11 protein-coding genes are annotated in these 12014 nt (G+C 62.6%); all 11 read left to right on the top strand.

The annotated features are described in order from the left end of the window. Positions 1–177: 177 nt before the first annotated feature. Positions 178–2286 (top strand): TonB-dependent receptor, encoded by a 2109-nt coding sequence (locus HZR81_RS11035; protein ID WP_500128111.1) that lies wholly within the window; start codon positions 178–180, stop codon positions 2284–2286. Between the two features lie 42 nt (positions 2287–2328). Further along, a complete protein-coding gene (locus HZR81_RS11030; protein ID WP_500128110.1) occupies positions 2329–2640 on the top strand; it encodes a hypothetical protein in 312 nt (103 codons plus the stop codon). A 2-nt stretch (positions 2641–2642) separates the two neighbouring features. Next, a complete protein-coding gene (locus tag HZR81_RS11025; RefSeq protein WP_500128109.1) occupies positions 2643–4160 on the top strand; it encodes a PepSY-associated TM helix domain-containing protein in 1518 nt (505 codons plus the stop codon). Then, positions 4153–4455 carry a DUF3325 family protein gene (locus HZR81_RS11020; protein WP_500128108.1) on the top strand — a complete coding sequence of 101 codons (303 nt, stop codon included), beginning with the start codon at positions 4153–4155 and terminating at the stop codon, positions 4453–4455. Before HZR81_RS11025 ends, HZR81_RS11020 begins: the two co-directional genes overlap by 8 nt. A gap of 87 nt (positions 4456–4542) precedes the next feature. After that, a complete protein-coding gene (locus HZR81_RS11015) occupies positions 4543–5307 on the top strand; it encodes a substrate-binding periplasmic protein (protein WP_500128107.1) in 765 nt (254 codons plus the stop codon). A gap of 153 nt (positions 5308–5460) precedes the next feature. Beyond that, the gene (locus HZR81_RS11010; RefSeq protein WP_500128106.1) at positions 5461–7518 is read left to right on the top strand and encodes a BCCT family transporter; all 2058 of its coding nucleotides are present in this window, start codon (positions 5461–5463) and stop codon (positions 7516–7518) included. Positions 7519–7692: 174 nt separating this feature from the next. Beyond that, entirely contained in the window at positions 7693–8688 is a 996-nt protein-coding gene (locus tag HZR81_RS11005; protein ID WP_003282265.1) for an IS5-like element ISPsp6 family transposase, read from the top strand. A 334-nt stretch (positions 8689–9022) separates the two neighbouring features. After that, complete coding sequence (locus HZR81_RS11000) at positions 9023–9796, top strand: ABC transporter ATP-binding protein (RefSeq protein ID WP_500128105.1); 774 nt, start codon at positions 9023–9025, stop codon at positions 9794–9796. A gap of 14 nt (positions 9797–9810) precedes the next feature. Then, the gene (locus tag HZR81_RS10995) at positions 9811–10566 is read left to right on the top strand and encodes an ABC transporter substrate-binding protein (RefSeq protein WP_063540139.1); all 756 of its coding nucleotides are present in this window, start codon (positions 9811–9813) and stop codon (positions 10564–10566) included. Positions 10567–10629: 63 nt separating this feature from the next. Continuing rightward, positions 10630–11325: an ABC transporter permease gene (locus HZR81_RS10990; protein ID WP_063540140.1), complete on the top strand. Its 696-nt coding sequence runs from the start codon at positions 10630–10632 to the stop codon at positions 11323–11325. Continuing rightward, positions 11322–12011, top strand: a complete 690-nt coding sequence (locus tag HZR81_RS10985; protein ID WP_063540141.1) for an ABC transporter permease — start codon at positions 11322–11324, stop codon at positions 12009–12011. Before HZR81_RS10990 ends, HZR81_RS10985 begins: the two co-directional genes overlap by 4 nt. The last annotated feature ends 3 nt before the right edge of the window (positions 12012–12014 follow it).

Below are 12014 nucleotides of genomic sequence, written 5' to 3'. Positions count from 1 at the left end.
CCCAACCCGCACGCTCGGCCCAGCCCAGCCCAGCCCAGCGGGTAACGGGTGGAACGACCAAAACAGGCGAAAAACAGACAAAGCTTAATGAAAGTAATTTACATTTAGTTTACATTCGCGCTCCCTGAACAAATCCAACACCGGGAGCTTCACGTGTTTCGCAGAACCAGCCTGTGCTTGTCTATCTCTCTTGCAACCTTTGCCCTCTCGCCCCTGCCTGCCACCGCGGCGGATGAAGCGACGGAGCTCGAAGCAGTCACGATCAGTGCGACACGGGCCAGAAGCGAAGCGGGCAAGACGCCACAGAAAATCACGGTGATCAGCCGCGAGCAAATCGAGCAGCAACTGGCGATCACCTCGGACCATGGCGCGATCCTGAGCAACCTGATCCCCTCCTACTCGCCAAGCCGGCAGAAGATGAGCAGCGCCGGCGAGACCTTTCGCGGCCGCTCGGCACTGATCCTCATCGACGGCGTGCCACAGTCCACGCCGCTTCGCGACAGCCAGCGCGACGGTTATGTGATCGACCTGTCGATGGTCGAGCGCATCGAGGTGATCCACGGCGCCAGCGCCGAGCACGGCCTGGGCGCCACCGGCGGCATCATCAACTATGTCACCCGCCGTCCGGAAAGCGGCGCGCTGCGTCAGCACGCGGGCGTTAGCTTCACCGCACCCGCCGACTACGAGTCCGAAGGCCTGGGCTACAAGCTCGATTACCGGGTGGAAGGTACCCAGGGCGATCTCGATTACCTCGCCGCCGCCAGCTGGCAGACCCAGGGCATGTTCTACGATGCCAACGGCGATCTGATCGGCGTCGATGACACCCAGGGCGACGTGATGGATTCGACCGGCACCGATCTGCTGCTCAAGCTCGGTTACTGGCTGGACGACAATCAGAACATCGGTTTGATGATCAATCGCTACGAAGTCGAAGGCGATCACGAGTACGTCAACGTACCGGGTGACGCCGACGCGGAGATCCCCGCGACCTCGCGCAAAGGCGACCCGCAGGGCAAGGCACCGCAGAACGAAGTGCTCGCGACCAGCCTGTCCTACAAACATGCCGATCTGTATGGCAACGAACTAGGCCTGCAGCTCTATACCCAGCGATTCCGCGGCCGCTTCGGTGGCGGCACCAACGCCACCTTCCAGGACCCCAGCATCGCGCCGGCGGGAACGCTGTTCGATCAGTCGCAGAACGAGTCGGACAAGATCGGCGGCAAGCTGACGATCAGCCGCGATGGCATGCTCGACAACCGCCTGATGCTCACCGGCGGACTCGATGTGCTGCAGGACACCACCAGCCAGCAGCTGATTCTCACTGATCGGGAATGGGTGCCAGAAACGGTGTTCCGCAACTATGCGCCGTTCCTCCAGGCCGAGATCCGCGCGCTCGACCAGCTGACCTTGCATGCCGGTGTGCGGCATGAATTCGCCGACCTCGACGTCGACAGCTTCCGCACCATTGCCTCGACCAAACCGGTGGGCAGTGTCGATGTGGAAGGCGGCAACCCGACCTTCGAGGAAACGCTTTATAACGCCGGCCTGGTCTGGCAGATGAATGACTGGGCGCAGCTGTTCGCCAACTACTCGGAAGGATTCGGCATGCCGGATGTCGGTCGCGTGCTGCGGGGCATTGGCACGCCGGGCACCAGCGTCGACAACTTCCTCGACCTGCAACCGGTGGTTACCGAAAACCGCGAGATCGGCCTTCGCCTGAATCACGGACCGTTCGACGCGGAGATCAGTTACTACGAGTCGGATGCCGACCTCGGCTCGCGCCTGGACAGCGTGGGCGGGGTCTACCAGGTACGCCGCGAGCGCACCGAGATCGATGGCATCGAGTTCACCGGCGGCTGGCAGATCAACAAGGCGCACCGGCTAAAGCTGATGTATGCCCAGGTAAACGGCCAGTCCGACACAGACGACGACGGTAAGGTCGATACCGACCTCGATGGCGCGAACATCTCTCCGGATCGTTACGGCATCAGCTGGCAGGCCAACTGGAACGACAAGCTGCACAGCCTGCTGCAGGCCAACCACTATGCCAGCCGGGGCTTTGACCAGCCGGACCTGGATTTCGACGGCTACACCCTGGTCGATGCCTCGCTCGGTTATCGCCTGCCGGTCGGCGAAGCCCGCCTGGGGATCGAGAATCTGTTCAACGAGGACTACCTGACCTACTACTCGCAGGCCGCCAACACCGGCGCACCCGCAACCCGCAATGGGCGCGTCTTCAATGGTCGTGGACGGACGTTCACCCTTGGCTATCAGGTCAGTTTCTAAGACATGCACTCAGCGGCCAAGCAGGGGCGGCAACAGCACCAGATGGACTGGCGCCACCACGCCAGTCTCGCGCTGCGGGTTCTTGCCGGCATCGGCGGCGGCTTCGCCTGTACCGTAGCGCTGGTTTCGGTCAGCGCTCGGTTGTTGGTGCAGCCAATCGGGCTGGCCAGCCACGAGGCGGTGTTGATCGCCTGCATGCTGGGTTTCGTCATCTACCTCGGCCTGCTGCTCTGGGCGTTCGTCGAACCACGGCTGTGGCGATTGTGCCTGCTCTTGCTGCTTGGCATCGCCAGCGACCTGGCGTTGCAGCTCGGCCCGCCGGCATCGCTGCCGCTTATCACTGGTGCAGGTTGACGATGCCCGGGGACGGATTTCGTGCTTCGCTGAGCTGGCTGCACACCTGGGCCGGCGTGCTGCTCGGCGGCCTGCTGCTGGCGGTTTTCTGGTCCGGCAGCCTGGTGGTCTTCGATCGCGAGATCGACCGCTGGATGCTGCCTTCGACGCGGCTCGGCTCACCACCTGTCGAGCTTTCCCTGGATCGCCTGGTCGTGCCGCATGCCCAGCGGCTGGCCGGCACGGCTGGGCGCTGGAGCATCACCCTGCCCAGCGAGCGCACACCAGTCATCCAGCTGGAGTTCCCGAATGCCGAGGGCGTATCGACGCGCCGCTTCATCGATCCTGCCAACGGCGAGCTACTACCGGACCATGGCAGCTGGGCTGCCACCGGGTTCCTCTTTCCGTTCCACTACAGCCTGCATCTGCGCTGGCGCAATGTCGGCTACTGGCTGCTGGGCATCGCCGGCATGGGCATGCTGCTGTTGCTGGTGTCCGGCGTGGTGATCCATCGCAAGATTATTCGCGAGTTCTTCACCTTCAGGCCGCACAAGAGCACGCAACGCGCGACGCTGGATCTGCACAACCTGACTGGCGTCGTCGCATTGCCGTTTCACTTTCTGATCAGCCTATCCGGTCTGATCATCTTCTTTGCCATCTACTTTCCGATGGTCATCGAACGAATCTACCCCGGTAATCCGGCTGCCTTCAGCACCGAGGCATTCGGCAACTACACACGGCAGCCATCCGCCGAGCCCGCGACGCTGGCTTCGCTGGACGCCATGCGCGACCGTGCCCGCGAAGCCTGGGGTGATGAGCCTTACATGCTGCGGGTATGGCATCCCGGAGACGCCCAGGCATACGTGGAGGTTCGCCGCAGCTTTGCCCGCCAGGTGACCATGAACGTCGATCGCATGACCTTCGACGGCAGCAGCGGAGCCCTCCTGCTTGATCACCGGACCGGGCCGGTAGCCGCCATCCAGCGATTCTTCAGCGGCCTGCATTTCGTTCAGTTCGAACACTGGACGCTGCGCTGGCTGTATTTTCTGGGCGGGTTGTCCGGCTGGGTAATGATCGCCACCGGGCTGCTGTTCTGGACCGGCGCCCGCCGCGCCCGACACCAGCGGAACGGGCATACCGGCGCGCACCTGCTGGACGCGATCTGTGTTTGCAGCTGCAGCGGTCTGATCCTCGCCACGCTTGGCTTCTTCATCGCCAATCGCGCGTTGCCGGCCGACCTCGGCCGCTTCGAGATAGACCGCGCCGCCCTCGAGGGCTGGGCGTTCTTTCTGATCTGGGCGTCGACCCTGGTCCATGCGCTGATTCGTGGCGCGGGTGCCTGGCACGGACAATTGCTGGCCATCGGCGGCGCCGCACCGACGGCAGTGCTGCTGAACTGGCTGACCACCGGCGATCATCTGCTGCACAGCCTCCAGCAAGGGCGCGATGCGGTTGCCGGGATGGACCTGTTGCTCATGTTGCTGGCGCTGCTGGCGCTGGCTGCGGCACGACGCCTGAACCGGCGCATTAGCAATGGCTGAAGTCATGCAGCTGGGCGTCTTTATCCTGTGCTACCTGGCGTTCGCCCAGCTCGCACTGCTGCAGCAATCTCATCGCCAGAAGGTCTGGCGATCAGCGGCACCGGCGCCCGCACGCGAGCGATGGCTACGCCGCAGTGTCGCCGCGATTTCCTTCGCCGGCGCGCCCACGGCCCTGATGACGGTGGAGGGGCCAGGCTTCGCTGTACTGCTCTGGTTCTTGATGATGGCGGCCGCCGCTATGGCGGTCACCCTTACCCTCACCTGGCGACCGGGCTTGCTGCGCTGGCTGCCCTGATTCAGGGTCGCGCCGAGGACGGCGACACGCTAGCCTGCAAGGGCGTGGAGCGTATTGCCGCTCTGCCGATCGCCTGGAGCTTGCAGCATGCCCACTCGATGGATTGCGATAGTCGCCGGCCTGGCACTCATGGGCAATTGCCAGGCCGATGAGCTGCGCTTCGTTACCGAGGATTTTCCGCCGTTCACCTATGCATCAGCCACAGCGGCCGCGGACCGTGCGGCCGGGCCGTTCGTCGAGATCGTCGAAGCCGTCTGTGCACGGATGGAGGTCGACTGCCCGGTGCAGCTGCTGCCGTGGCGCCGTGCACTTGCGCTGGCCGAAACGGGCGAGGTGGACGGCATATTCACCGTGATTCGCTCGCCGGAGCGCGAGCGCGCCTTTCACCTCACCCGCATGCTGGTCACCTCACGCTATGGCGTCTATGCCCGCTCGAGCAGCCGCTTCGTTTTCCACCGCCCGCAGGACCTGGCCGGGCGCAGCGTCGCCGTCTACGGGCCGTCAGGTACCTCGTTCGTGCTCGGCCAGCACCTGGCCGAGGTCAGCGACGTGACACTGATCCTGAAGGCCGACAATCGGCGGCTGCTGCGCATGCTGGAAGCCGGCAGGTTCGGCGAACAGGGCGTCGCAGTGGTCAATCAGGACGTCGCCTGGCACCTGATCGACCAGGAAAGGCTGCTCGACATCCACGAAGCCGGCGAGCTGCAGGCTGTCTCCTACGCTATCGGGCTGTCTCGAGCGGCGGTCAGCGAAGCCGAGTTTGCCCGCTTCAACGATGCGCTGGAGGTGCTGATCGACGAGGGGAGCATCGCCACGATTCTGCGCCATCACGGGCTGGAGCCGGCTTTCTAGACGCTTCGCTACACCGGAGCGGAATCCTTCCTCACTTTTCGCTGAATCATTCGGCGCTTCGAGCCGTCTACCAGAAGGCAGCGTTCGGGCAAATCCGAAGTCTCGCCGCGTACATCCCGCTCATCACCCGCTCATAACGGAGGCTGACCGCCCATGGATGCCGCCAGGAAATTGCCCAAGGCCATCATTCTCTTCCCCGTGTTCATCCCAGCCGTGATCGTCACGCTCCTGCTGGTGATCGGCACGATCAGCAACCCGGAACTGGCCGGTGAGGTGTTCAGCTCGACGCTGGCCTTCATCACTGCCAATTTCGGCTGGTTCTACATGCTCTCGGTGGCCTTTTTCCTGGTGTTCATCGTCGGCATCGCCATGACACCCTGGGGCAACATCAAGCTGGGTCCGGATCACGCCGAGCCGCAGTACAGCTTCCCGGCCTGGTTCGCCATGCTCTTCTCCGCCGGCTACGGCATCGCCCTGTTGTTCTTCGGCGTGGCCGAACCCGTACTGCACTACGCCTCGCCGCCCGCCGGAGCCGCGGAGACGGTCGACGCGGCCAAGCAGGCCATGCAGATCGCCTTCTTCCACTGGGGCTTTCATATCTGGGCCATCTACGGCCTGACCGGCCTGGTGCTGGCGTACTTCTCGTTCCGCCACGGCCTGCCGCTGTCGATGCGCTCGGCGCTGTACCCGATCATCGGCGAGCGCATCCACGGGCCGATCGGCCATGTGGTGGATGTCTTCGCGATTCTCGGCACGCTGTTCGGCATCGCCACCACGCTGGGTCTGTCCGTCACCCAGATCAACGCGGGCATCAACTACCTCTGGCCGTCGATACCGATCAGCATCAACGTGCAGATCATCGCCATCGCGATCATTACCGCAATGGCGATCTGTTCGGTGGTTGCCGGGCTGGACAAGGGTGTGAAGAACCTGTCGCTGCTGAACATGATCCTGGCGATCGGTCTGATGCTCTTCGTGTTTCTGGCCGGGCCGAGCATCTTCATTCTCGAAACCTTCCTGCAGAACACCGGCAGCTACCTGAACAACATCATCGAGCGCACCTTCAACCTGCAGGCCTACAGCCGCAGCGACTGGATCGGCAACTGGACCCTGTTCATCTTCGGTTGGACCATCGCCTGGTCACCGTTCGTCGGGCTGTTCATCGCCAAGATCAGCCGTGGTCGGACCATCCGACAGTTCGTCTTCGGCGTGATGTTCGTGCCGACCATCTTCACCTTCCTCTGGTTCTCGGTGTTCGGCGATACCGCACTGCACATGATCATGGTCGAGGGCTACACCTCACTGATCGGCGATGTGCAGGCGGACAACGCCATCGCGCTGTTCAAACTGTTCGAACTGCTGCCGATGACGTCCATCGCCTCGTTCCTGGCGGTGGTGCTGATCATCACCTTCTTCGTCACCTCGTCGGATTCCGGCTCCCTGGTCATCGACTCGCTGGCCGCAGGCGGCGCGCTGCACACGCCGGTATGGCAACGGGTGTTCTGGGCCAGCATCGAGGGCGTGGTCGCATCCACCCTGCTGCTGGCTGGCGGCCTCAGTGCGCTGCAGACCATGACCATCGCCAGCGCGCTGCCTTTCGCGATCATCATGATGATCGCCGCGCTGGGCATGTGGCGCGCACTGGTGATCGAAGGCCACCACGAAACCAGTCTGCAAAGCCATATGCAGAGCAGTCGCCTGGCCAGCAACGCCGGTCCCGGCCTGTGGAAGAAGCGCCTGGCCGGTTTGGTCAGCTTTCCCAACCGGGAGGAGGTCGACGGCTTCATGAACACCACGGTGCTCAAGGCCATGCGCCGGGTGCAGCGCGAACTCAGTGGCCAGGACTGGGCAGCCGAAGTGCACACCGATGAAGCCCATTCGCGGCTCTACCTGGAGGTCATCAAGGATGACCAGGTGGACTTCATCTACGAGATCCGCGCGGTCGGTTATGCCATGCCGGCGTTCGCGCTGACCGAAGGGCCGGAGGCCGACGAGCAGTACTACCGCGCCGAGGTGTTCCTGCGCCGCGGCGGCCAGCATTACGACGTCTACGGATACGACCAGGCGGACATCATCAGCGACATACTCGACCAGTTCGAGAAGTACCTGCACTTCCTGCACATCTCGCCGGGGAGCTTGCCGTGGAAAATGGCCGAGCACGACGAAATGCTCTCCGACGATCAAGATGCACCGAAGCCGGACGCGGGCTGAGAGCGGTGGCAGCTTCAGGCCGCAGCCAAGCGGACCGAGCTGCCGCTTGCGCCGGGCAGCGGAGCGCACCTGCGCACGCAGCATCGACTTCATCTATATAGCTAGGGAGACACTGCATAAATAGCCAGCCGCCCCCACCCTTGGCACACTGAGCCCCCTCAACCAGCCCCCTCCATGAGCTTTGTTACGCGCGTGCAGAAGACCTTCTCCGAACTCGAATATACCGGCAAGAAAAAGCAGACTCGCCGAGATCGCTTCCTGGCTGACCTTGAACAGCTGGTGCCCTGGGCACAAGTGGAGGCGCAAGTGGCGCCGTTCTATAGCGACACCACAGGCAAGCGTGGACGCCCTGCGATTGGGTTGTCGCGCATGCTGCGCATGTATGTCGTGCAGCAGTGTTTCGGTCTCTCCGATGAAGGTACCGAAGATGCCGTCTACGACAGCCAGGCCATTCGTGGTTTCATCGGCATCGACCTGGGCCGTGAGTCGGCACCGGATGCCACTACCTTGTTGCGATTTCGCCGCTTGCTGGAAACCCATCAGCTAACGCGGGTGCTGTTTGAAACGATTAACCAGCATCTGGCCAGCCGGGGTCTGCTGCTCAAGGAAGGCACTATCGTCGACGCTACCCTGATCGCCGCGCCGCCCTCGGTCAAGAACCGAGAAGGTAAGCGTGATCCTGAGATGCATCAGGCCAAGAAAGGCAATCAATGGCACTTCGGGATGAAGGCCCACGTTGGTGTCGACGCCACATCGGGACTCGTGCACAGCGTGGTAGGGACTGCCGCCAACGTGGCGGATGTCACCCAGGTCGATCAGTTGCTGCACGGCGCCGAAACCTATGTTTCGGGTGACGCTGGATACACTGGTGCGGCCAAGCGACCGGAGCATGCTGAACGGGACGTTGTCTGGTCGATTGCAGCACGGCCAAGCAGTTACAAACATCACGGCAAAGACAGCGTGCTGTACCGAGTCAAGCGCAAAGTCGAATACGCCAAGGCGCAGCTGCGTGCCAAGGTCGAGCATCCCTTCCAGGTGATCAAGGTGCGCTTCAATCATCGTAAGGTTCGCTACCGTGGACTGGAAAAGAATACGGCGCAGTTGTTCAGTCTGTTTGGGTTGGCCAATCTGGTACTGGCCAAGCGGTATTTGCAACGGACGGCGGGATAAGTCCGTCCGAAAGGCGGGGCTGGCCCGCTAATCAGCAAAATCAGGGTAGAAATCGGCCCAAGAAACGCAGAATAAGGCCGGTAGGTTGAAAAAACCGGGTTGAAAAAGGGGGGACGGTGAGAATTGGCTAATTGTTCAGCGTCTCCCTAGGAGCGCATTGTTGGCCGGCGAAACGTGACCGAACGGTCACATCGCTCAACACCGCATCGCGCTTGGCGCATGCCGCATCGCATGCTAGGTTTGCGCCTCGCCAGGACGGCGAGCAGTTCGCGCGGAGCGCACCATCAGATATCTAGACCATGGCGGCCTTCGCCGGTCTGTAAGAGGACCCCTCATGGCCGAGGCCATCCCTGCACTGGAAATCCGCAACCTGCACAAGCGCTACGGCGACCTGGAAGTTCTCAAAGGCATTTCGCTGACCGCCCGTGACGGCGACGTGATTTCCATCCTCGGCTCTTCAGGCTCCGGCAAGTCCACCTTCCTGCGCTGCATCAACCTCCTGGAAAACCCCAATGAGGGTGAAATCCTGGTGGCCGGCGAGCAGCTCAAGCTCAAGCGCGACAAGCAGAGTGATCTGATTGCCGCTGACGGCAAGCAGCTCAACCGGGTTCGCAGCGAGCTGGGCTTCGTGTTCCAGAACTTCAACCTCTGGCCGCACATGACCATCCTCGACAACATCATCGAGGCACCGCGCCGCGTGCTCGGCCAGAGCAAGGCCGAAGCCACCGAGGTGGCCGAGGCGCTGCTGGCCAAGGTCGGCATCGCCGACAAACGCCACGTCTACCCCAACCAGCTTTCCGGCGGTCAGCAGCAGCGCGCGGCGATCGCTCGCACGCTGGCGATGCAGCCCAAGGTAATCCTGTTCGACGAACCCACCTCGGCGCTCGATCCGGAAATGGTACAAGAAGTGCTTGCAGTGATCCGGTCGCTCGCCGAGGAAGGCCGGACTATGCTGCTCGTCACCCACGAAATGAATTTCGCCAAGCAGGTTTCCAGCGAAGTGGTGTTCCTCCACCAGGGTCTGGTCGAGGAGCAGGGGACGCCCGAGCAGGTATTTGACAGCCCTCAATCGGCGCGCTGTAAACAATTCATGTCCAGCCATCGCTAATGGAGCAACACCGCATGAAGAGCTATAAAAAGATCCTGCTGACCGCTGCTGCCTCGCTGATCATCGGCACCCAGGCATTCGCCGCGGAAAAACTACGGATTGGTACCGAAGGCGCCTACCCGCCCTTCAACCTGATCGATGCCAGCGGCAAGGTGGTTGGCTTCGACCTCGACATCGCCCACGCCCTTTGCGCCAAGATGCAAACCGAGTGCGAAGTGGTCACCTCCGACTGGGACGGCATCATCCCGGCCCTGAATGCCGGCAAGTTCGATTTCCTCGCCGCCTCGATGTCGGTGACCGAAGAGCGCAAGAACGCCGTCGATTTCACCGATCACTACTACACCAACAAGCTGCAGTTCGTGGCGCCGAAGGGCGTCGAGTTCAAGACCGACAAGGACTATCTGGACGGCAAGGTCATCGGCGCGCAGCGCGCAACCATCGCTGGCACCTGGCTGGAAGACAACCTGGACGGCGTGGTCGATATAAAGCTCTATGACACCCAGGAGAACGCCTACCTGGACCTGGCCTCCGGCCGCGTCGACGGCATCCTGGCCGACACCTTCGTGCAGTGGGAATGGCTCAAGAGCGATGCCGGCAAGGACTTCGAGTTCAAGGGCGAACCGGTGTTCGATGACGACAAGATCGCCATCGCCGTGCGCAAGGGCAACGACGAGCTGCGTGAGAAGCTGAACAAGGCGCTGGCCGAGATCATCGCTGACGGCACCTACAAGCAGATCAACGACAAGTATTTCCCGTTCAGCATTTACTGATCCAACCGAGCCGAAGCCCGGTCGCCTGAAACTGGCCGACCGGGCTTTGGTGTTTGAGCTTCTATGATTCCTGACCTTCACGGATTCGGGCCGGCGCTCATTGCCGGCACCTGGATGACCATCCAACTGGCCCTCGCCTCCCTGGCGCTGGGGCTGGTGCTCGGTCTGCTCGGCGCTCTCGCCAAAACCTCGCCCTACAGCGCGCTGCGCTGGCTCGGCGGCACCTACTCGACCATCGTGCGCGGTGTCCCTGAACTGCTCTGGGTGCTGCTGATCTACTTCGGCACCATCAGCCTGATTCGCGGTATCGGCGAGTTGTTCGGCATCGAGAACCTGGCGCTCAGCCCGTTCGCCGCCGGCACCATCGCCCTCGGCCTGTGCTTCGGCGCCTATGCGACCGAGGTCTTCCGCGGCGCGCTGCTGGCCATTCCCAAGGGTCACCGCGAGGCTGGCCTGGCCCTGGGGCTGGGCAAGCGGCGCATCTTCCTGCGGCTGATCCTGCCGCAGATGTGGCGCCTGGCCCTGCCGGGTCTGGGCAACCTGTTCATGATCCTGATGAAGGACACCGCGCTGGTTTCGGTGATCGGCCTGGAGGAAATCATGCGCCGCTCGCAGATCGCGGTGACCGCCAGCAAGGAGCCTTTCACCTTCTTCCTCGTGGCCGCCTTCATCTACCTGTGCCTGACCATCGTCGCCATGATCGGTATGCACTTCCTCGAAAAACGTGCCGGCCGCGGCTTCGTGCGGAGCGCAGCATGACCTGGGAAATCTTCATCAAGTGGCTGCCGAGCTTCATCGAGGGCGCTTGGCTGACTCTTCAGCTGGTCGGCGTTTCGGTCGTCGCCGGGCTGATCCTCGCCGTACCGCTGGGAATCGCCCGCTCCTCCCGACATCTAGCGGTGCGCGCGCTGCCCTATGGCTACATCTTCTTCTTCCGTGGCACACCACTGCTGGTGCAACTGTTCCTGGTCTACTACGGCATGGCGCAGTTCGAGGTGGTGCGCCAGAGTGCGCTCTGGCCGTATCTGCGTGACCCGTACTGGTGCGCCATCATCACCATGACCCTGCACACCGCCGCCTATATCGCCGAGATCATCCGCGGCGCGATCCAGAACGTGCCTCACGGTGAAGTCGAAGCCGCCCGCGCGCTGGGCATGTCACGCGCGCAGGCGCTGCTGCACATCATCCTGCCGCGTGCGACACGCATCGGCCTGCCGGCCTACAGCAACGAAGTGATCCTGATGCTCAAGGCCAGCGCCCTGGCCAGCACCATCACCCTGCTGGAACTGACCGGCATGGCACGCAAGATCGCCGCACGCACCTACCTGCACGAGGAAATGTTCCTCACCGCCGGCCTTATCTACCTGCTGATCGCCTTCATCCTGATGCAGGGCTTCAAGCTGCTGGAACGCTGGCTACGGGTCGACGCCTGCCAGGGTCGCTAAGCC

The sequence above is a fragment of the Pseudomonas sp. LM13 genome (assembly GCF_041381355.1).
GTDB lineage: Bacteria > Pseudomonadota > Gammaproteobacteria > Pseudomonadales > Pseudomonadaceae > Stutzerimonas > Stutzerimonas frequens.
Note: the sequence above shows the minus strand (reverse complement) of the source record. Positions and strands in the feature narration are given on the sequence as shown.